The sequence below is a fragment of the Frankia sp. EI5c genome (genome assembly GCF_001636565.1).
Lineage (GTDB): Bacteria > Actinomycetota > Actinomycetes > Frankiales > Frankiaceae > Parafrankia.
Map to the genome: position 1 here is coordinate 168,846 of NZ_LRTK01000005.1, position 20,836 is coordinate 189,681.

Consider the following 20,836-nt stretch of genomic DNA (forward strand, 5'->3'; position numbering starts at 1 on the left):
CACCTCTGGCGTAGGACGTCCGAACGGGGTTACCACGCCGACGAGAAGGGGTTCGGAACATGGCTGACGTATCGGTGCGTTTCCAGATCGCCGGGGATTCGGAGATCGTCCTGAACCTGGCGACTCCGCAGGCCGTGCGGCTGGTGGAGGCGCTGATGGGCAAGGTCGCCGACGCCATGGCGGCACCGGACCGGCTCGCGGTCGGCAACTCGTGGCAGCAGGGGACCCCGCCCCCGCCGGCCCCGCCGGCCTTCAACCCCGGCCAGCGCCTCCAGCAGTAGGGCGACCGGGCCCGCACCGCGCCCCGGCGCGAGCTGCCGGCCCGCTGTACCGCCGAGCTGCTGTGCCACCTGTGCCACCTGTGCCACCAGCCCGCTGCACCGCCGACCGCCGCGCCGCCGGGCTTCAGCACCGACGGATCCGGTACCGCTGGCTCCGGTACCGCCGGCTCAGCACCGACCCGCGGCGCGCGGGCCCGTCCGCGCTGCCGGCAATCGGCGCGCCCCGTCTGTTCAGCCGGCTGCCACGGGTCGGCCCACCGGCCTGGCCTGACCTGGCCTCCTCCGGCCGGCGGCTCGGTGGACGCCTGTGGTCGGTGGACGCCTGTGGCCGGCCGCACCGGACCTTGCCTGGAGCGGCGTGCGCCGGCGCGCACGGCCGGCGTCCCGCGTGGCGCGCGGATGCCGGGACGCGGGCGGCGGACGCGCGCACAGGAGCCGCCCCCCGTGGTGTGGCGGTACCGGCGAGGCCCGGCCGCTTCCGGGCAGTGGCCTGCGCTGGCCGCCGACCGACGGCGGGCCGCGCCCCATTCCGGCCATAAGGCGGAATCCGGCAACAACGTCGGCGCAACGCGATACAACTCCGCAAAGCATCCCCTACGAAAGGACACCTGATTTCCCATGGCGGGGGACGTACCGGCCGACGAACGGATCCTCATCACCCTGGATGATCTCGGGCTCGAGGCGGGGAACCAACGCGTCCTGCCGGACCAGGTACTGGCGACCGACCGCGGCCCGGACGGCTCCGCGGACGCCACGGCGGCAGCGGACCGCGGCGCCCTCGACCTCCAGGGCGTCGACCCGTCCCCCGACGACATGCCGGTGTGGGGCGCCCGGGTGCGCCGGCTGGCCGCGCCGGCCGCGGCGGCCGCGGCAGGCACTCCGCACGGTGAGCGGACCGTGCACCGCTATGGCCGGGTACGGGTGCTCGGCCGGCCACAGGAGACCACGGTTGAGCCCACAGTGCGGGGCGTCAGCGCACTGCCCGCCCCGGCCGACGGGACGATCGTCTCGACCCTCGCCATCCCCGGTGGTCTGAGCCGGACGGAGTCACTCGGGGTGGAGGCCTTCCGGCTGCGCGCCACCGAGGGCTACCGCCGCCGCAAACGGGCTCGCCCCCGGGACGCCGCGCCGTGGGACATGGCCCACCGGTGCACCGACATCGCCCCGCCGCGCGGGGCGGGCGCCTCCGCCACCATCCCGATTCGCTCGCTGCTGGGCGCGCCGACGGCTGACGGCACCGGTACGGTGCCCGCCCAGCAGGCCGGCTCGCCGTCCAGCAGCGCACTCAGCGGATACCTGGAGGGCTCGGTCGCGGTCGGCCTGATCCTCGTCGAGGGCCCGACCCCCGCCCTGCGGATGTCGGCCGCGGAGCGCACGAAGATCGTCGCCGAGGTGCAGAACGGCCTGTCCTGGTACGCGACCCAGAACCCAGCCGCCGAGCTGACCTTCAGCTACGACATCCAGATCGTGCAGCTGCCGACCCCCGCCAACCCGACGGCCGCCGATCTGGAGTCCGTCTGGCGCGACCCGGCGATGCGCCGGCTCGGCTACGCCCCGAACTTCGACGGGGTCTACGACTATGTGGAGGCGCTGCGCAAACGCCTGGGAACCCGGTGGGCGTACTGCGCGTTCGTCACCAAGTACCCGCTGCGCCACTTCGCCTACGCGTCGGTCGGCGGTCCGCGGCTGGTGCTCGCCGCCGACGCCGACGGCTGGGGTCCCGACAACATCGACCGGGTCTTCGCCCACGAGACGGGCCACATCTTCGGCGCACCCGACGAGTACGCGGGTGCCGGCTGTGACTGCGGCGGGCGCTGGGGCCGGTACGGCACGCCCAACGGCAACTGCGACGCCTGCGCGCCGGCGCCGGCCGACTGCCTGATGCGGGCCAACACCTTCGCCCTGTGCCGCTACACCCCCTCCCATCTCGGCTGGGGTCACGGCGTGGGCGGCAACCCGGTGCTCGTCCAGTCGCGCGGGCTCGGCGTGCGCGGCAACTTCGACGTCGTCGTGCCCTCCGCCTTCTCCGGGCTGAACCACGTCTGGCGGGACAACGACGCCACCGGGGCGCCCTGGCGGGACCCGTGGCAGACCGCGCAGGCACTCGGCCGGATCGACGCCGTGACGATGGTGCAGAGCACGCTCGCCACCCCGGGACCGCTGGAGGTGGTCGTCCGCGTCGGCCCGCGGCTGTTCTTCATGTGGCGGGACAGCACCGGCGCGTTCCAGTGGCGACCCCCCGTGCAGCTCACGCAGGGCGTCGGCGGCGTTCCGTCGATAGTCCAGAGCCGCCTCGGCGGCAAGGGCAACTTCGAGCTGCTGGCGCCCGCGGCGGATGTCGGCATCCTGCACATGTGGCGCAACCACGACGTCCCCGGATACCCCTGGAGCGCGCCGAAGCTGTTCGCGGCGAACCTCGGGCGGGTGGATGCGGTCAGCCTGGTCCACGGGACCCTCGGCGGCGGTGCGGGCCTGCTGGAGGCCGTCGCGCTGGTGGGCACGCGGCTGGTGCACCTGACCCGTGACCACACGGCTGTCTGGCGCACCAACGGGGTCTTCGCCGAAGGCGTCTCGGGCAACCCGGTACTGATCCAGAGTCTCTACCCGGGAGCCCGCAACTTCGAGGTGGTGGTGCCGGCCGCCGGCACCGGACTGATCCACTTCTTCCGGGACAACAACCAGGGCCAGCCGTCCTGGAGCCCGCCCCGCCCGTTCGGCGGGTCGCTCGGCCACGTGGACTCGGTCTCCCTGATCCAGAGCAACTACAGCGGGAACCTGGAGGTGCTGGCCCGGGTCGCCGACCGCCTGTACCTGCTGACCCGCTCCGGGGCCGCCGCCGTCTGGTCGGCTCCGCAACGGGTCTTCTGACGGGGGTCTTCTGACGGGAGCCCCGGGTCAGGTCGGCGGCTCCCACGACCTGCCGTCGCCGGCCCGGGGCGGCTTGGCCTGGGCCCGGGCGAGCCATCCGTCCACGAACAGCCGCTCGGCGGCCCGCAGCGTCCCCGCCAGCTCCTCCGGGACGTCGCCGGCGAACACCCCGCGGACGCCGCGCAGCGCCCGGGCGTCGGCGACCCGCTCGGCGGGCAGCAGCACGAGCGCGAGCCGCGGTGGGAACCGTGCGGTCACCTGCCCCCATTCGGCGACCCGCTCCAGAACCGCCGACGCCGCCGCGCCGCCGCCGACCCCGGTGTCGTCGCCGTCGTCGCCGTCGCCGTCGCCGTCGTCGCCCAGGATGAGCAGCAGCTCACGGGGCACGCCCCACCCAGGCTCCCGCGGGCCTCGGTCACTCAACGGACGTCCTCCTGTTCTCGCGGGTCGCCGCCCCGCGTCTGCGGCGTGACGCCCGCCGCGTCGGCGGTGGATGGACGCGGCGGCCGGTACAGGACAGGGTGGGACCATACGGGTCCCGCGCCACGGGCCTGGCCGCGGCCGAAGGGGGTGAAGGAGACGATGGGTGAGCGCCTGCCCCTGTTTCCGCTCGGAACGGTTCTGCTGCCAGGTCTGTTGATGCCACTGCAGATCTTCGAGGAACGCTACCGGGTCCTGGTCCGCGAACTGCTCGAAATTCCCGAGACCGAGACCCGGCGGTTCGGCGTGGTGGCCATCCAGCGCGGGCGGGAGGTGGGCCCGGCGGTTCCGCAGACCTACGAGATCGGCTGCACCGCACTGGTGCGCCGGGTGGAACCCCTGCCGGACGGGCGGTTCTCGGTCGTCACCGTGGGCGGCCCCCGCTTCCGGGTGACCTCGGTCGACGCCGCCAGCCGCCCCTATCTGGTCGGTGAGGTCGAGTTCCTGGAGGACGTCACCGGCGATGAGGCCACCGCCACGGTCAACACCGCGGTGGTGACCCGGCTGCTGCGGGAGTACACCGAACGCCTCACCGCCAGCGGCACGGTCGAGGTCAGGCTGCCCGACCTGCCGACCGACCCGATCGCGCTCTCCTTCCTCGTCGCCGCGGCGGTGGCGAACGACATCACCGAGCGGCAGGAGCTGCTGGCCGCCCCGGACGCCGCCACCAGGCTCCGGGCCGAACGGGCTCTGCTGCGACGGGAGCTCGGGCTGCTCGAACGCATCACCACCGTGGGGTCGAGCGAGCTGAACCGCATCACGCCGAGCTCCAACTAGGCGACTTCTCGTGGATCAAGGTGGTGGTTCGCGCCGGGGTGACAGGCCTGTCCGATCGGACGGAGCACCCCGGCGCCAGGGCCAGCTGAGAGCCGTCCCGCCCGCCCACAACGCCAGCGTCAGCACCAGCAGGGCGGTTCCGGGCAGGACGAGGTAGAGGCCCGTGGCCCGCACGTGGAACTCCGCCAGGTCACGCAACAGATCCGTCGCGTTGGGCGGGAGGGCGGCGCGGACCTCGCCGGCGCGCCGCAGGTGCCCGACCCAGCCCGCCAGCAGCGCTCCCGCGGTCCCCCCGGCGCCGAGGCCGAGCGGGACGGGCCAGCCGGCATCGGCCGCCCGCCAGAAGGCGACGAAACCGCCCACCACGCCCGCGACTGCGCAGATCATGGCGAAATAGGCGTCGACCGTGCTCTGCACCCCGAACACCGACGTCGCCCCGGACAACACCGCGTCGATGTCGAGGCGGGGCGCGCAGGCCTCCCACAGCAGGCCCAGCAGCGGGCCCACCACGATCATCGCCAGGCAGCACAGGCCGCCCGCGGTCAGCCTGGCCCCGATGCCGCCGTCCACAGACACCGCACCCCCCGCGGGCACCGCACCCCCCGCGGGCACAGCACCGCCCGCGGGCACAGCACCATCAGGGTCGGCCGGCGGTGCGGCGAAATGACGCGGCGGGCCAGTGACCGGAGCCGGAACCGGAACCGGGTGCTCGGCCGTGATCCCGGCCGGGGCCGAGGGGGCACCCGCGACGGAGTCGTGCTCGGCCCGCCCATCCGCCTGCGGGCCGGTACACACTGGGATGTCCCGGGCATCGCCCGGCCACTCTGCCACGACCCGTCCGTCTCCTCGCCTGCCACACCGGTCCACCGACCCGACATTCAGGGCGAGCCGACCCCACCTCGACGCCGGGCCCAGGCGTCGACCGTACCCGCAGCAACGGCGGTCACGCCGCCCGCCGCCCGGCCCGCGTCGGTCGTCCTGGTCAGGACCTGGTGACCCGCCGCAGGGCGTGTGCCGCCACCAACAACGCGACCGCGGCGACTGCGGCGCAGACGCCGAGATCGGCCGTCACGTCCACCCAGTCCACCGATGGGGCGAACGCCTCGGCGAGGGCGTCCACCGCATAGCTGCTCGGCAGCAGATCCCGCGCCAGCCGGCCGACACCCGGCAGCCTCTCCGGGGGGATGACGCCCAGGAACAGCACCACGCTCATGCCCAGCTGACCCGCTACCGTCGCGAGCTCGGGTTTGGGCGCGAGCAGCCNGATCGCCGCGCCGATGCCCGCCAGGCTCGCCCCGGCCAGCACGGTCACCGGGACCAGCAGCCACAGGCTCGTCATCGGCAGGCCGTACAGCACCGAGCCGACCAGCACGGTCACGACCGTGCCGGGCACCGCGAACGTCGCGTAGGACGCGGCGGTGCCGAGCACGACCGCCGCGCCGGGGATCGGCAGGGTGAGGTAGTAGTCGAGCGCGCCGGCCGCACGCAGCGCACCGAAGCGCTGCGCCAGCAGGTTGAGCGCCACGAAGGCCACGACGAGCACCGTCGAGCCGGCGACGACCGAGGCCGCGGCCGAATCGTCACCGACCTCCACGATGCCCCGCAGCAGGATCATGATCCCCAGGGACTGGAAGGCGGCGACGAACAGCAACGGCACCCGGGCCACCCGGCCACGGGCGAGCTGGCCCCGGTACACGGCCGCCAGCGCCGCCGGGAAGGACGTCCCCAGTGGCAGCGGTACGGGTGTCGCGCCACCCGGGTCGGAGACCTCCTCCCGGGGGGACGGGTCCGCCGCCTGGGGCGACGGGTCTTCCGCCGGGGGCGACGGGCGCTCAGCCCTGGGAGGTTGGCGGTCAGTCCTGGGAGCCGCCCGGTCGGTCTTGGGAGCCTGCTGGTCAGCCGCCACGCGGACCCCCCCGAGCGCCGCGGCGCCTGGCGGGCCGGCGGGGTCCGCTCCAGCGGCGGGGTGGGGCGTGGCCAAGGTCATGTCCGCTCCAGGTCGCGGCAGGTACCGCCGAGAGTGAGATACACGTCCTCCAACGACGGAGTCGCCAGACTGAAGTCGTCCAGGGCTGCGAACGCGGGCCCGGACGTGAGCTGGCCGAGCGCCTCCCTGGCTTCGGCCTGCGCCAGCCGGGTCGTCCAGCGGCGACCGGTGACCCGCGCCGTCGTCGCGAGCCGGGCGACCGTCGGGTCGTCGAGCGGCGGGTCGTGCCGCCAGACGAGATCGAGCCGCACATCGTCGGACACCGATGCCTTCAGCCGGCCGGGCGAATCACAGGCGATGACCCGGCCCGCCTCCAGGACGGCGACCCGGTCGAGCACGGTCTCCGCCTCCAGCACGTTGTGCGTGATCAGCACGACCGTGGTGCCCCGGTCGGAGCGCCGACGCTCGAGTGCCGACCACACCGACCGGCGCGCGGCGGGATCCAGGCCGGTGGTCGGTTCGTCCAGTACGAGCACCGGGCGGTCGCCGACCAGGGTCGCCGCCACGCACGCCAGCCGACGCTGACCGCCCGACAGCCGGCCGAGCGGGCGGCTCACAACCTCACCCAGTGAGAGCTCCTCCACGACCAGGTCACGTTCCCGACGCGCGGCCGCGCGGGACAGGCCACGCAGCCGGGCGGTCGTCTCCACCGCCAGGCCGACGGGCAGCTCCGCGAGAGCGAGGTCGTCCTGCCCCAGGTACGCCGCCATCCNGGAGGCGACACCCGGCCTGCTGACGACGTCATGCCCGAACATGGTGATGGAGCCGGTGTCAGGACGGATCAGCCCCATCAGCTGGCGCACGAGTGTGGTCTTGCCGGCCCCGTTGGGACCGAGCACACCAAAGACCTCGGCCGGGCGAACATCGAGATCGATCCGGTCGTTGGCGAGGACGGCGCACTCCCCGGCACCGTGCCGCCGGGTGAGGCCACGCACGGCGTAGCTCAGCACGGCTGTCATTCTCGCAGCCGCGGCGCCCGGCGGAGGCCGGGGGCCGGTGCCGCCGACGTCACACCCACAACGACCACCACACCGTCACCCACCTGCCACCCACCCCACACGCATGCCGCGCCCGGACGGCGGCCCGGGTTCGTTCCTGTCAGACCGCGCTGCTCATCCAGACGACGATGTCGAGGATCCGAAGCGGGGTGACCGGCGGGCCGCCCGGCGGGACCAGACCGGCGAGCCGGCGGAACTCGTCGGCGTTCTCGCGCAGGTCATGCTGCATGGCACGGACGAGCAGCTCCATGTACTGGCGCCAGGAGCGCCCGTCCCGCGGCGACGGCGGCACACACTCCTCGTGCTGGTAGAAGATCCGGACCTTCGAGTCGAACAGCGGCACCAGCGCCGGCCGCTTGCGGTGCAGCACCTTGGCGATCAGCGAGCCCTTGACGTCACGGTCGGCGACGTCCGGGTCGTCCAGCGGGTCGTAGAGGGCCGCCACCAGGTCTAGGGTGACCTCGTCCGCCTCGATCAGCTCGATGCCCGGCGGGAGCCGGTCCAGCGCCCGCTGCAGCAGCGGCGTCAGCGCGGTCAGCGTGTGCATGCGGTCGAGGTCGATGTTCACACCGAGCAGACAGGGCGCCAGCAGGTCACCGGTGCACAGCAGATCGGGGTCACCGTTGGTGACAAGACCGTCATAGTACGGATAGGCGTAGCGCAGGCCCCGCCGGCGCGGCCCCAGGTACTCCTCGAGCAGACTCTCCGCGTCGAAGACCTCACGGGTGCCTCTCGCCAACCTCACCCGGAAGCCTCCTTAGTTGTCAGATTCATCCTCCAACGCACCGCCGGACGAGTCAGCATCACCGGCGGGCGCCGCACGCATCTGGAGCAATCCTGCCCTGTCGCACCGGGCCGGCGGAAGACGCCCCCCTGCTTACCCCGCCGGACGCGTTGGGCCGGCTACCTGGTCGTGCCTGGCTCCGACGTGCCGGGTGGGCACCGCGGAGCGGGCAGGAAGGCCGGCCGGACCAGGTCCTTCGGCCAGGCGGGATCAGGCTGGATCAGGTTGGGTCAGACCAGGTGCGGTCAGGTCCGCTCGGGCTCCAGCGGGACGAAGCTCACGGCCGGCGGCATCAGGCCGGGCGGGGCCGGGTCCACTACTCGGACCTGTTCCTCCCGGGTGAGTTCGAGCAGGCGGGCGGCCGGGGCCCGCACGACGGCGGCGAACAGGCAGGCGCACCGCGCCCGCAGCGCGACCGCCGCCCGGTTCGCGGCCTCGGCGTCGGCGGCGCCCGTGGCCTCGTGGACGCGGGTCTCCGCGGTGTCGGCCGCGCTGTCGAAGGCGGCCTCGATGTCCGCGACGGGATCCCGGACCGTCGCGGAGGTGTCGGCCCCGTCCGGAGGTACCCGGAAGAAAACCTCGGTCAGGCGGTAGGCGGCGAACATCTGTCGCAGATCGGTCGGGGTGCGGTAGCCGGCTAGGCTGACCACCGCGTACAGGTCGGTGGCCGGGGCCGCCCTGGCCAGCGACTCCAGCTCCGACCGCGCGATCGCCAGGTACTCCGCCGCCGAGTCACCGGCCAACGGCCCGACCACCGCGGTGGGCTCGACGGGGCCGGCTGCGGTGCCGCTGGGAGCGGAGCCGGCGCCCGAGCCGGCCGCGGGGAGATGCTCACCGGGATCCGTGCCACGCAGCATCGTGCTGACGGCACCGACGACGATCAGGACCACCAGGACGAGGGCGAGCAGCCGTAAGACGCTCCCCAACAGGCTCGCGGTCGCCGAGCCGCGGAACACCGGCGGAACGGGCCCGCCGCCACCGGCGTCGCGAGCACCACCAGCCCCGTCGGCAACGCCCGGTCCCTCGGCACCGTCGCCCTGCGCCCGGAGAATTCCCAGCCGGAGCCGCGCACCGGCCGTGGCCAGGTTCCCGCACACCCGCTCCAGCGCCCGGGTGACCGGCGGCAGAGCAGCGTCATCCACCCGTTCCAGTACGGCGACCAGGCCGCGCGCCGGGGGTGGCCCAGGCGCGACGGGCGCGGAAGCCTCGGCGGACCCGGTGGCACCGGCAGCCGCGGCGGATTCGAGGGCCTCCGCGGAACCGGAAGCCGCAGCGGAACCGGGAGCCGCAGCGGAACCGGAAGCCGCAGCGGAACCAGTGGCCCCAGCGGATCCGGCGGCCCCTGGCGCCGGCCCCGTCACGTCTGGTCTTGCAACCGCTTCAGGGCCTCGGCCAGGTCGTCTGGATCAGGGCTCACGAACTCCGCCCACGATCCGTCCGCCGGATGCGCGAAGGCCAGCCGAGCCGCGTGCAGCCACTGCCGGTCGAGCCCGAGCCGGCGCGACAGCGTCGGGTCCGCGCCGTAGGCGAGGTCGCCGACACACGGGTGGCGCAGCGCCGACATGTGCACCCTGATCTGGTGGGTACGGNCGGTCTCCAGCCGAACGGACAGCAGCGAGGCCGAGCGGAACGCCTCCTCCGTGTCGTAGTGGGTCACGCTCGGCTTGCCGTCCGCCNCCACCGCGAAGAGGCCAGGGCGCCGGGGATGTCGGTCGATGGGCGCGTCGACCGTGCCGCGCAGCGGGTCCGGATGCCCCTGGACGACCGCCCGGTAGACCTTCTCCACCTCACGTTCCCGGAAGGCCCGTTTGAGCAGCGTGTACGCCCGCTCGCTCTTGGCCACGACCATGGCGCCGGTGGTGCCGACATCGAGCCGATGCACCACTCCCTGGCGCTCCGCCGCGCCCGAGGTGGAGATCCGGTACCCGGCGGCGGCCAGCGCGCCGATCACCGTCGGCCCGGTGAAGCCGGGGGCCGGATGCGCCGCGACGCCCGCCGGCTTGTCGACCACCACGATGTCGTCGTCATCGTGCAGGATGCCGAGGCCCTCGACCGGGGTCGCCTCGACCGCCGCGGGACGCGGCGGCGCCGGGAGGGAGACCTCGAGCCAGGCCCCCCCGGTCACCCGGTCGGACCGGCCGCGCACCTGCCCGTCGACACTCACCTGCCCGTCGTCGACGAGGGTGGCGGCGGCGGTGCGGGAAAGCCCGAACATGCGGGCGAGGGCCGCGTCCAGCCGGATGCCGTCGAGACCGTCGGGCACCGGCAGCGACCGGCGGTCGGTGTACGCCGTCGTCATGCCCCACCCGGCCCAGGGGTCTCGGTGGCACCCTCGACGTCCCGCGGCCGGGTGCCGGCCTCGGGTTGTCCGCCGTCGGGACGCTCGGCGGACGGCAGCCGGCTGCCGTCCAGGCCGATTCCCCGCAGCGACAGGATGACCGCCAGGACGCCTCCACAGACGATCGCCGAGTCCGCCAGGTTGAAGATCGGCCAGTGGTGGATGTGGATGAAGTCGACCACGTGGCCGCGCAGCGGCCCGGGAGCACGGAAGACCCGGTCGATGAGGTTCCCCACCGCGCCGCCGACCATCGCCCCGAAGACGAAGGCCCACCCGACGGAGGCCAGCCGCCGGGCGGTGACGACCACGACGGCGACGACCACCAGCGCGACCAGGCTGAGGATCACCGTGGCACCGCCGGCGAGGCTGAACGCGGCCCCCGAGTTGCGGGTCAGCCGCAGGTCCAGCACGCCGGGAATGATCGTTACCGGGGCGCGCCCGGAGAGCTCCGCCACCGCGAGAAGCTTGGTCAGCACGTCCAGCCCGACCAGGCAGAGCGCGGTCAGCGCGACGATCAGGACGGCGCGCCGTGACGCGACCCGCCGGCCGGGAGCGGGCCCCGTGCCGGTCGCTTCCCCACCGGTCACGCCCCCGCCTGCCCGGGCATCGCCGGCCCCGGCACGTCCCCTGAGAACGCCCCGGGTCCGGGCACCCCCCGTTGTCCCTGGCTCGGCCACCACAGTCACCACTGTACGGGGGGCTCATCACCGGCCGACCGGCCCGGGATCACCGGGCCGGTTCCGCTGTCGGAACAGGGCACGGGCGGCACCGCCCGGGCCCGTCACCGCCCACGCGGTGTACAACGCGCGTGCGCCGTCGGCGACCCACCTGCGCCGTCGGCTACGCTGGGAACGCGGAAAGGCGTTGACGGGACGAGTAGTGGCGGGCGCAGCCGCAGCGAGCCGGGGGCGGTGGGAGCCCGGTGGCCAGCGCGTCACGAAGATCACCCCCGAGCCGCCGGGAGAACAGGGCCCAGCCCCCAGTAGATCCGGCCGCCGCGACAGGACAAGAGTGGCCGCCCGCCGCCGTCCGCGAGGACGAGCCCGGCCCGGGCGTGCAAGGAGGGTGGTACCGCGGTACCCCGCCATCACCGCCGGCCCCGCCGGCGCGGTGGCCTCGGGTGTCGTCCCTCCGCCGGAGAGCCCCACCCGCCGACGGAGACCGCACACCATGACCGCTACCCCCGACGTGCCCACGCCCGAGACGCCCGCGAGCGCGCCCGCGTTCCGGCCCCTGCCCGCGCGGGTCGACCTGCCGGCCTTCGAACGCGAGACGCTGGAGCGCTGGAAGGACTCCAAGGTCTTCCACCGGTCGCTCCAGGCGAGCGCGGACCGCCCGCTGTGGAGGTTCTACGAGGGCCCGCCGACCGCCAACGGCAAGCCCGGTGCCCATCACGTCGAGGCGCGGGTCTTCAAGGACCTCTTCCCGCGCTACCGGACGATGAAGGGCTACCACGTACCGCGGCGCGCCGGCTGGGACTGCCACGGCCTGCCGGTCGAGCTCGCGGTCGAGAAGGAGCTGGGCTTCACCAGCAAGGGCGACATCGAGGACTACGGCATCGCCGAGTTCAACGCGAAGTGCCGCGAGTCCGTCCTGCGGCACGTCGCCGACTTCTCCGCGATGACCGAGCGGATGGGCTACTGGGTCGACCTGGACACCGCCTACCGCACGATGGACACCGAGTACATCGAGAGCGTCTGGTGGTCGCTCAAGCAGATCTTCGGCAAGGGCCTGCTCGTCGAGGACTTCCGGGTCACCCCGTACTGCCCGCGCGACGAGACGCCACTGTCGGACCACGAGGTCTCCCAGGGCTACGTCGACACCGACGACCCGTCGGTGTACGTCCGCTTCCCCATCCTGGAGGGTCCGCGGGACCTCGCCGCCCGCGGGGCGCACCTGCTGGTGTGGACGACCACTCCGTGGACGCTGGTCTCCAACACGGCGGTGGCCGTGCACCCGGAGGTCACCTACGTGCTCGCCCGGGCCGCCGGCGGTGAGCTGCTCGTGGTCGCCGAGCCGCTGGTGGCGGCGGCGGTCGGCGAGGACGCCGAGATCCTGGAGCGCCTCACCGGCACGGAACTCGCCGGCACCCGCTACGCCCGGCCGTTCGAGCTGGTCGCGCTCGAGCGTTTCGAGGACGCCGCGGCGAAGGTCGTAGCCGCCGCGGCGGCCGCCGACACGGGCACCGGGCCGGATACGCCGGCTCCCGCCCGTCCGCACTCGGTGGTGCTGGCCGAGTACGTCACGACGACCGACGGCACCGGGCTGGTCCACCAGGCTCCGGCCTTCGGCGCCGAGGACCTCGCGGTGTGCCGCGCCAACGGCCTCGGCGTGGTCAACCCGGTCGGGCCGGACGGCCGCTTCCTCCCCGACGTACCGTTGGTCGGCGGGCTGTTCTTCAAGGACGCCGACGCGCCGCTGTCCGCCGACCTCACCGAGCGCGGGCTGATGTGGCGGGCGTCCACCTACACCCACAGCTACCCGCACTGCTGGCGCTGCCACACACCGTTGATCTACTACCCGCTGCCGTCGTGGTACATCCGCACGACGGCGATCCGCGACCGGCTGCTCGCCGAGAACGCGCGGACGGACTGGCATCCCGAGCGGATCCGCGCCGGCCGCTACGGCGAGTGGCTGCGCAACAACGTCGACTGGGCGCTGTCGCGCAACCGGTACTGGGGCACCCCGCTGCCGATCTGGCGCTGTGAGGCGGATCCGTCCCACCTGACCTGTGTGGGTTCGCTGGCCGAGCTGTCCGCCCTCGCCGGGGAGGACCACTCCGCGCTCGACCCGCACCGCCCGTTCGTCGACGACGTCACCCTGCCCTGCCCGACCTGCGGCGCGACCGCCCGCCGGGTACCCGAGGTCATCGACGTCTGGTACGACAGCGGCGCGATGCCGTTCGCCCAGTGGGGCGCGCCGCACCGCAACGATGCGGAGTTCACCCGGCACTACCCGGCGCAGTACATCTGCGAGGCGATCGACCAGACCCGCGGCTGGTTCTACACGCTGATGGCGATCGGCACGCTGGTGTTCGACCAGTCGTCCTACGAGACCGTGCTGTGCCTGGGCCTGCTGCTGGATGCGGACGGCCGCAAGATGAGCAAGCATCTGGGCAACGTGCTCGACCCGTTCGACCTGTTCGAGCGGCACGGCGCGGACGCCGTCCGCTGGCTGATGCTGGCCGGCGGATCTCCCTGGTCGGACCGCCGGGTCGGCCACGAGGCCATCGAGGACATCGTCCGCAAGATCCTGCTCACCTACTGGAACACGGCGTCGTTCTTCGCGCTCTACGCGGGCGCGGCGAACTGGCGCCCCACCGCGGCGGACGGAGCGGGCGACGCGGCCGCCTTCCCCGACACCGGCACCGACACCGGCACCGGCGCCCCGGCCGACGCCACCGCTCCGGCCGGTGCCGACCTGCCCGCGCGGCGCCCGGTGCTGGACCGCTGGGCGCTGTCGGAACTTGCCGACACGATCGCCGAGGTCGACCAGGCGCTGGAGAACTTCGACTCCCTGCGGGCCGGCCGGCGGATCGCGCGGTTCGTCGACGACCTGTCGAACTGGTACGTCCGCCGCTCCCGCCGCCGGTTCTGGTCCGGTGACCCGAACGCGCTGGCCACCCTCTACACCTGCCTGGACGGCCTGACCCGGGTGATGTCGCCGTTCACGCCGTTCCTCACCGACTGGCTGTGGTCGCGGCTGTTCGCCGGCGTGCTGCCCGGCGCGCCGGACTCGGTCCACCTCAGCTCGTGGCCCCAGCTGCCGGCGGAGCTGGTCGAACCCGGCCTCGCCGAGCGGATGGACCTGGTGCGCCGCATCGTCGAGCTCGGCCGCTCGGCCCGCGCCGCCAGCGGGGTGCGGACCCGCCAGCCGCTGCCGCGCGCGGTCGTCGGCTCGTCCGCGTTCGAGGACCTCTCGGACGAGCTGCGCGCCCAGATCGCCGAGGAGCTGAACGTCGTCGCCGTCGAGGCGGCGGTCTCGGACCTGGTCGACATCAGTGTCAAGCCGAACTTCCGCGCCCTGGGCCGCCGCTTCGGCAGCCGCACGAAGGCGGTCGCGGCCGCGGTCGCCACCGCGGGCGCCCCGGTCGACGGCCGGCTGACGGTGACTGTGGACGGGGAGCTCATCGAGCTCGCCGACGATGAGCTGATCATCACTGAGACCCCCCGGGAAGGCTGGTCGGTCACCAGTGAGTCCGGCCTCTCGGTCGCGCTGGACCTGACCGTCACCCCCGCGCTCGCCCGGGCCGGCCTGGCCCGTGACGTGGTGCGGGTCCTGCAGGACGCCCGCCGCGCGGCCGGGCTGGAGATCACCGACCGGGTCGAGCTGCGCTGGTCCACCGGCCGGGCGGACACGGCGGCGGCGCTGCGGGAGCACGGGACCACCGTCGCCGACGAGATCCTGGCCACGGTGTTCCAGGAGACCCCGGTGTTCCAGGAGACCCCGGCCGACCCGACCGGGGAGGCGCCCGCGGCGGGCTGGCACCGGGGATCCTCCGAGGAGCTCGGGCTCACCTTCGCGCTGACCCGGGTCGGCACCACACCCGCCGGCTGACAGCGGAGGGCCCGCCGTGATCCGTCCGCCCGGGCGGGCGGATCACGGCGGGCCCCGGTGCTACCTCGCGATCCAGGCTGACGGCCTACCCGTCTGGCCTGACCGACCACCCGGCTGGCCGGCTACCCGGCAATCCGCCGGGCGGCGACCAGCCGGGCCGCCGCCACCGGCAGCAGCGCCGCCGCGACGCAGACCAGGATCAGTGACAGGTAGGTCCAGGTGGCGGCGGCGAACAGCCCGATGACCGCGAGCACCGCGGCGAGCGCTATCAGGACACCACTCACCATCACCATGCCGCACCGCCCTCAGCCCACGCACGGAAGAAAAGAGCACCAACGGGCCCGACGCCTCGGCCAGCCGGCCGAGCGTCGGACAGGAGCCGCGGAACGGCCCTCAGAACTCCTGCATGCCGGCGGCATCGCGCCGGCCGGGGTCCAGGTCCGGGCGAACGCCGTGCCCGTTGCTCTCCCGGGCCATCGTGGCGGCGCCCATCGGCGGACCGGACTGGAACGCCTGGGCCGCCATGTGCTGCTGGGAAGGCTGACCCGGACCCGTGTTCTGCATGCCGACGTTGGCGGCCGGTACCGGGGTCGGTGCCGACGTACCCGGGTTGAGCCCCGGACGGGATGGCCCGCCGGGACCCACGGCCGGCTGGGTCGGCATGCCGTCAAGGTCACGCAGCTGCATCTCCAGGTAGGCCCGCAGCCGGGTGCGGTACTCCCGCTCGAAGGCCCGAAGCTGCTCGACCTGGCTCTCCAGGCGACGCTTGTCGTCCTCGAGCCCGCCAAGCTGCTCGGCCACATGGGCCCGAGCCTCACCGATGATGCGGTCGGCGTCCGCCCTGGCCTCGCGGCGCGCCCGCTCGGACTCGGCCCGCGCCTCGCGCAGCGCCTCGTCAGCGGTGCGCTGCGCCAACACAAGCGTCCGGGCGACCCGCTGCTCGATGTCCGCCTCGGTCTGGCCCCCGACGCCAGGGCCGGTCTGCTGGCCGGGCCGGGCCTGACCGCCGCCACCGACCAGCGCGGGCATCACGGCCGTCGGGCCGCCGGGGACAGGCTGCCCACCAGGCATCGGCGGACCACCCGGGGCCCCCGGACCAGTCGGCCCGCCGCCGGGCCCCATGGGAGCCGGGCGCTCACGGGCTGCCTGCGCCGCCTGTGCCTGTACCTGGCCCAGATGCCGGCGGGTCTCCTCCAGCTGACGACGCAGCTGCTGGTTCTCCTCCAGCAGCTGGGCCGGCACACCAGGACCGCCACCGCCGGAACGACGGGCTTCGTCGAGCTGCCTGCGCAGGTCGCTGCTCTCGTCCAGCAGACGTGTCAGCTCGGCCTCGACCTCGTCGAGGAACGTGTCGACCTCGTCTTCGTTGTAGCCCGTACGAAATCTCGTCGGGCTGAAGACCTTGTTCTGAACGTCCTGCGGTGTCAGCGCCACGTCGCCTCCTCGTGCGGCATCGCCGCTCCCCGAAGAGAGGGCGGTCTGCGGGCAGTCTGCCCTGCCCGCGCTCGCGGTGTGCTCATGACCTCGTCACAGCCTCTGCGCATAGCCCTGCAGTATGAAGATCACTATGAGGAGGAGCATGAAGCCAAGGTCGAGGGCAACGCTACCCACCCTCAACGGCGGAATGAACCGCCGCACGAATCGCAACGGAGGGTCGGTCGCCGTGTACACGATCTCGAAGAACAGCACCAGGGGGCCGGTCGGCCGGAAGGATCTGTTGAAGGCGCGTACCAGCTCGATGATCCACCGCGCGATCAGGAGCAGCAGGTAGACCGTCAGCGCCCAGAAGAGAAAAGTGCCAAGTGCGCTGATGGTGCCCTCTCCTGGGGTGACGTGGGGAAGCCTGCGGCGACCTTACCGGACGATCCCGGACTGATTATGACTGGTTGTAGAACCCACCCTCACGGATGCGTCGCTTGTCCGTCTCCGTGACCTCGACGTTGTGCGGCGAGAGCAGGAAGACCTTGTTGGTCACCTTCTCGATGTCGCCACGGAGCCCGAAGATCAGCCCCGCCGCGAAGTCGACCAGCCGCTTGGCGTCGACGTCGTCCATCTCGGTGAGGTTCATGATAACGGGAGTCCCGTCACGGAACTCCTCACCGATCTGACGTGCCTCATTGTAGCTGCGTGGCTGGAGCGTCGTGATCCGGTACGGCCGCGGCTCCTCGACCGGCGCCACACGGCGCATCGGAGTCGGCGCGGGCGGTCGCAGATGTTCCACCGGTGGACGTCGCGGCATGGCGACCGACTCCTCACGTGCATCGATCCGGCGGACCGACCGGTCCATCGGAACCGGATCGAGCGTGGTCCGCCGGTCGTCTCGACCACTACCTCGGACAGCGTCATGACCGCCGTCGTCGTAGTCGTCGTCGAGATAGTCCTCGTCCTCCTCGGCGAGCCCGAGGTAGACCATCGCCCTGCGACCGAGCCCCATGGGNGCGACTCTAAGGGACACCGTGCCGTTCACCGAACAAAGCGGTGCCGATCCGTAGGTGTGTCGCGCCCTCAGCGACCGCATCATCAAGATCACCGGACATCCCGGCACTCACCATCGTCGCCGCCGGATACTCGCAGCGGAGTCGCTCGGATACTTCCCGCAGCAGCGCGAATGCCGGCCGCGGCGGCTCCCCGCGGGGCGCGACAGCCATCACCCCGGCCAGAACAAGGCCGGGGGCCCGCGCCACAAGCTCCGCGAGGGCCAGGACCTCCGCCGGCCGCACTCCGCCGCGGGCCCCGCCCACCGCCACCGGGGGGTCGCCGTTTTCCCTGGTGGGCAGGGATTTCCAGGTCAGGGGCCCGCGCGGCGAGCCCGACCCGCCCGCATGGTCAAGGCTGACCTGAATACAAACCGCGATAGTCGACCCACTTTCCGTGACTACCCGGGAAAGGCTTTCCACCAGTCGCGCTCTGTCCACCGACTGCACGCAGTGCGCCCACCCGGCCACGGAACGGGCCTTGTTGCGCTGGAGCTGGCCGACGTAATGCCAGACCGGCACATTCGTTCCGGTGGTCGACCCGAGGGTCGCCAGCCCGTCGGCACGTGACGGAAACCATGCCACCGGCGTATGGCCCGACGGGCCCGGTCGGCGGACCCCGTCGCCCGGAGGAGCCACCTCGTCGCCGACCGCGCCGCGCGCCGGCGACACCCCGGTCGCCGGTCCCTCGGCCGCCCCCGCTCCGGCCGCACCCGCTCCGGCCGCGGCCAGTGCCCGGCGCACCGCCTCGACCTTCGGCCCGGCCTCCTGCTCGCGGTTCTCCGCAAAATGTCGGACACCAAGAGAACACAGCGCGACCACGTCCTCGAACGGCCAGGTCTTGCTCACCGCGATGAGGGTCAGCTCGCCCGGATCCCGCCCAGCCGCTCCCGCGGCGGCCGCGATCCTGTCCCTGACCACGGTCAGACGCGCTCGCAGACCCTCCGCCCGCCGCGGATCCAGCGCGGTCACCGGCACGGTTCCAGCCAGGCGACACCGGCGAACCGCCCGGTCCTGCCGTCTCGGCGGTAGGAGTAAAGGTCCGCGGATTCCGCGCTGCAAGAGTCGGACACCACCACCGGGCCCACCCCCGCGGCCGCCAGCTGCCCGACCAGCCCGGCCCGCAGGTCGAGCGACGGGGCGCCCGCCCGGGTCGTCGCCGCGCTCCCGGGAACGAGCCGGTCGACCTCGGCGCGCATCGCGGCCGGCACCTCGTAGCACCGCCCGCAGATCGCCGGTCCCAGCGTGACCCGGAGCGCGGCACGATCGACGCCGAACTCGTCGAGGGCCGCCAGCGTGGCCGCCAGCACGCCGGCCGCCATCCCCTGGCGGCCAGCGTGGGCCACGCCGACGGCGCCCGGCGCCTCGAACATCACCGGCACGCAGTCGGCGACCAGAACGGCGAGCGCGAGGCCGGGCACATCCGTGACCAGGGCGTCGGCCTCGGGCGGCGGGCCCGCTTCACGCACCACGCACACCCGCGCGCCATGCACCTGCCGCATGAACTGGACCGGGTGTCCGATTCGCGACACCAGCAGCTTCCGGTTCGCCGCGACGGATCCCGGATCGTCACCGACATGATCGCCCAGGTTGAGCCCCGCGTAGGGCGGAGCACTCACCCCCCCGTCACGCGAAGTAACCAGAACGGGCATCGCCGGCTACTTCAGGAAGTCCGGGACATCCAGCTCGTCGTCCTCGGCGATCGGCCGGACCGGTCGACGCTGCGGGTAGGTCGGGCGCGGGCCCGACCGGGCCGCCTCCGGACGCTGCCCCGCGGCCGCGGCATCCTGCCCGCCGGCTCCCCCCGCGGGGGGAGCGCCGTGCGTGAACCCCTGCCGGGGCTGCCCGCCCGGTGCCGCGCCCGGGTGCGACGGCGCCGCCGCCGGCCCGCCGACCGGAGCCGCCGGCCGGCCGAAGCCGGACTCGGCACCGGCCTCCGAGTAGTCCCGGCGGGGCGGAGCCCCGGCGGGCCGCTGCTCGCCGCCGGCACTGGCCTGCCCGGCGGCGCCGGCCGGGACGGCCGACCGTTCCTCGGGCAACGGCTCCGGCACGTACTGACCGGCGGACGACCCGCCCAGCGGGTTCGGCGGCGGCAGGTAGGCCGAGTGGGCCGGGGCCGGCCGCGGCGGGACGGGCGTGCTGGGGATGGGCGGCAGCACCGTGGTCCCCGGGGCCGCCGCCGAGTTCTGCGGCGGGTTCGGCTGCCCGGCGGCCGGCTGCTGCGGCCCGCCGGCAGGCGCGGCGCCTCCCGGACCGGCGGGACGCCGCTGGGTGGCCAGCGTCCGGGTGCGCCGGTCCTGGACGGTGTCGAACCCCGCGGCGATCACGGTGACCCGGACCTCGTCTCCCAGCGCGTCGTCGATCACCGCACCGAAGATGATGTTGGCCTCGGGATGCGCCGCGTCGGCCACCAGCTCCGCCGCCGCATTGATCTCGAACAGGCCGAGGTCGGACCCGCCGGAGATGTTCAGCAGCACGCCCTGGGCGCCGTCCATGCTGGCCTCGAGCAGGGGCGAGGCGATGGCCTGCTCGGCCGCCACGGTCGCCCGGTCGTCTCCCCGCGCACGCCCGATACCCATGAGCGCGCTGCCCGCGTGGGACATGACGGTCTTTACGTCGGCGAAGTCGAGGTTGATCAGACCGGGGGTGGTGATCAGGTCGGTGATGCCCTGGACACCCGAGAGCAGCACCTGGTCGGCGCTGCGGAAGGCGTCCAGCACGCTGATGTCACGGTCGGTCATCGCGAGCAGGCGGTCGTTCGGGATGACGATAAGAGTGTCGACCTCGTTGCGCAGAGTGTCGATACCCGTGTCCGCCTGGGTGGCTCGGCGACGTCCCTCGAAGGTGAACGGCCGGGTCACCACACCGATCGTCAGCGCGCCCAGCGAACGGGCGACGTTGGCGACCACGGGCGCGCCACCGGTACCGGTGCCGCCGCCCTCGCCAGCCGTGACGAAGACCATGTCGGCCCCCTTGAGGACCTCCTCGATCTCCTCGCGATGGTCCTCGGCGGCCTGCCGACCCACCTCGGGGTCGGCACCGGCACCCAGGCCACGGGTGAGTTCACGGCCGACATCGAGCTTGACGTCGGCATCGCTCATCAACAGCGCCTGGGCGTCGGTGTTGATGGCGATGAACTCGACACCCTTGAGCCCGACTTCGATCATTCGGTTGACGGCGTTCACGCCGCCTCCGCCTATCCCGACGACCTTGATGACCGCGAGATAGTTCTGGGGGGCTGCCATTCGGTGTCGGTCCTCCAGCGGCGTCGGGTGGGCAGGCAGGGGGCTCC

The 20,836-nt window shown here is 73.4% G+C and carries 17 protein-coding genes and 6 pseudogenes; 4 read left to right on the forward strand and 19 right to left on the reverse strand.

The genetic code is table 11. The features are described 5' to 3' along the window. Nucleotides 1–59: 59 nt before the first annotated feature. Nucleotides 60–281: a hypothetical protein gene (locus UG55_RS02405; RefSeq protein ID WP_066062101.1), complete on the forward strand. Its 222-nt coding sequence runs from the start codon at nucleotides 60–62 to the stop codon at nucleotides 279–281. A gap of 618 nt (nucleotides 282–899) precedes the next feature. After that, nucleotides 900–3,149 carry a hypothetical protein gene (locus UG55_RS02410; protein WP_066062104.1) on the forward strand — a complete coding sequence of 750 codons (2,250 nt, stop codon included), beginning with the start codon at nucleotides 900–902 and terminating at the stop codon, nucleotides 3,147–3,149. Between the two features lie 27 nt (nucleotides 3,150–3,176). On the opposite strand, the gene UG55_RS28160 is transcribed toward UG55_RS02410, so the two are convergent. Then, entirely contained in the window at nucleotides 3,177–3,572 is a 396-nt protein-coding gene (locus tag UG55_RS28160) for a hypothetical protein (RefSeq protein ID WP_066062107.1), read from the reverse strand. Nucleotides 3,573–3,731: 159 nt separating this feature from the next. Between UG55_RS28160 and UG55_RS02420 the strand changes: the two genes are divergently transcribed. Next, a complete protein-coding gene (locus UG55_RS02420; RefSeq protein WP_066062110.1) occupies nucleotides 3,732–4,406 on the forward strand; it encodes an LON peptidase substrate-binding domain-containing protein in 675 nt (224 codons plus the stop codon). 15 nt (nucleotides 4,407–4,421) lie between these two features. Here the strand turns inward: UG55_RS02420 and UG55_RS02425 are convergent, their stop codons facing one another. The 11 genes and pseudogenes from UG55_RS02425 to lspA all read right to left on the reverse strand — a co-directional run bounded on the left by UG55_RS02425 (nucleotide 4,422) and on the right by lspA (nucleotide 11,100). Further along, nucleotides 4,422–4,976 (reverse strand): hypothetical protein, encoded by a 555-nt coding sequence (locus UG55_RS02425; protein ID WP_242423620.1) that lies wholly within the window; start codon nucleotides 4,974–4,976, stop codon nucleotides 4,422–4,424. 412 nt (nucleotides 4,977–5,388) lie between these two features. Further along, nucleotides 5,389–5,669: pseudogene (locus tag UG55_RS31435) on the reverse strand (ABC transporter permease); the annotation flags it as partial. Between the two features lies 1 nt (nucleotide 5,670). Beyond that, nucleotides 5,671–6,393: pseudogene (locus UG55_RS02430) on the reverse strand (ABC transporter permease); the annotation flags it as partial. Next, nucleotides 6,390–7,105: AAA family ATPase (locus tag UG55_RS02435; RefSeq protein WP_242423621.1), on the reverse strand; the 716-nt coding region annotated here is incomplete at its 5' end. The gene UG55_RS02435 and the pseudogene UG55_RS02430, both read right to left, overlap by 4 nt. A 1-nt stretch (nucleotide 7,106) precedes the next feature. After that, nucleotides 7,107–7,352: pseudogene (locus UG55_RS31440) on the reverse strand (ATP-binding cassette domain-containing protein); the annotation flags it as partial. A gap of 139 nt (nucleotides 7,353–7,491) precedes the next feature. Next, nucleotides 7,492–8,136, reverse strand: coding sequence for a DUF6308 family protein (locus UG55_RS02440; protein ID WP_066062122.1), 645 nt, complete (start codon nucleotides 8,134–8,136; stop codon nucleotides 7,492–7,494). Nucleotides 8,137–8,420: 284 nt separating this feature from the next. After that, complete coding sequence (locus tag UG55_RS02445) at nucleotides 8,421–9,317, reverse strand: hypothetical protein (protein ID WP_083986319.1); 897 nt, start codon at nucleotides 9,315–9,317, stop codon at nucleotides 8,421–8,423. Between the two features lie 215 nt (nucleotides 9,318–9,532). Continuing rightward, nucleotides 9,533–9,764, reverse strand: a pseudogene (locus tag UG55_RS31445) (RNA pseudouridine synthase); the annotation flags it as partial. Between the two features lies 1 nt (nucleotide 9,765). Continuing rightward, nucleotides 9,766–9,851, reverse strand: a pseudogene (locus tag UG55_RS31450) (hypothetical protein); the annotation flags it as partial. Nucleotide 9,852: 1 nt separating this feature from the next. Then, nucleotides 9,853–10,474: pseudogene (locus UG55_RS02450) on the reverse strand (pseudouridine synthase); the annotation flags it as partial. Beyond that, a complete protein-coding gene (gene lspA, locus UG55_RS02455; protein ID WP_242423622.1) occupies nucleotides 10,471–11,100 on the reverse strand; it encodes a signal peptidase II in 630 nt (209 codons plus the stop codon). The pseudogene UG55_RS02450 and the gene lspA, both read right to left, overlap by 4 nt. Nucleotides 11,101–11,683: 583 nt before the next feature. Between lspA and ileS the strand changes: the two genes are divergently transcribed. Continuing rightward, a complete protein-coding gene (gene ileS, locus UG55_RS02460; RefSeq protein WP_066062629.1) occupies nucleotides 11,684–15,070 on the forward strand; it encodes an isoleucine--tRNA ligase in 3,387 nt (1,128 codons plus the stop codon). Between the two features lie 122 nt (nucleotides 15,071–15,192). On the opposite strand, the gene UG55_RS29345 is transcribed toward ileS, so the two are convergent. The 7 genes from UG55_RS29345 to ftsZ all read right to left on the reverse strand — a co-directional run bounded on the left by UG55_RS29345 (nucleotide 15,193) and on the right by ftsZ (nucleotide 20,789). Then, complete coding sequence (locus tag UG55_RS29345) at nucleotides 15,193–15,363, reverse strand: hypothetical protein (protein ID WP_199865007.1); 171 nt, start codon at nucleotides 15,361–15,363, stop codon at nucleotides 15,193–15,195. A gap of 100 nt (nucleotides 15,364–15,463) precedes the next feature. Continuing rightward, nucleotides 15,464–16,504 (reverse strand): DivIVA domain-containing protein, encoded by a 1,041-nt coding sequence (locus tag UG55_RS02465; RefSeq protein WP_066062129.1) that lies wholly within the window; start codon nucleotides 16,502–16,504, stop codon nucleotides 15,464–15,466. Between the two features lie 93 nt (nucleotides 16,505–16,597). After that, nucleotides 16,598–16,882 carry a YggT family protein gene (locus UG55_RS02470; RefSeq protein WP_396230790.1) on the reverse strand — a complete coding sequence of 95 codons (285 nt, stop codon included), beginning with the start codon at nucleotides 16,880–16,882 and terminating at the stop codon, nucleotides 16,598–16,600. Nucleotides 16,883–16,946: 64 nt separating this feature from the next. Continuing rightward, nucleotides 16,947–17,504: a cell division protein SepF gene (locus tag UG55_RS02475; protein ID WP_066062137.1), complete on the reverse strand. Its 558-nt coding sequence runs from the start codon at nucleotides 17,502–17,504 to the stop codon at nucleotides 16,947–16,949. 10 nt (nucleotides 17,505–17,514) lie between these two features. Beyond that, complete coding sequence (locus UG55_RS02480; protein WP_066062634.1) at nucleotides 17,515–18,516, reverse strand: YggS family pyridoxal phosphate enzyme; 1,002 nt, start codon at nucleotides 18,514–18,516, stop codon at nucleotides 17,515–17,517. Beyond that, nucleotides 18,513–19,196: a peptidoglycan editing factor PgeF gene (gene pgeF / locus UG55_RS02485; protein ID WP_083986320.1), complete on the reverse strand. Its 684-nt coding sequence runs from the start codon at nucleotides 19,194–19,196 to the stop codon at nucleotides 18,513–18,515. The genes UG55_RS02480 and pgeF overlap by 4 nt, the downstream gene beginning before the upstream one ends. Before the next feature lie 6 nt (nucleotides 19,197–19,202). After that, nucleotides 19,203–20,789 carry a cell division protein FtsZ gene (gene ftsZ / locus UG55_RS02490; RefSeq protein ID WP_066062139.1) on the reverse strand — a complete coding sequence of 529 codons (1,587 nt, stop codon included), beginning with the start codon at nucleotides 20,787–20,789 and terminating at the stop codon, nucleotides 19,203–19,205. Nucleotides 20,790–20,836 lie beyond the last annotated feature (47 nt).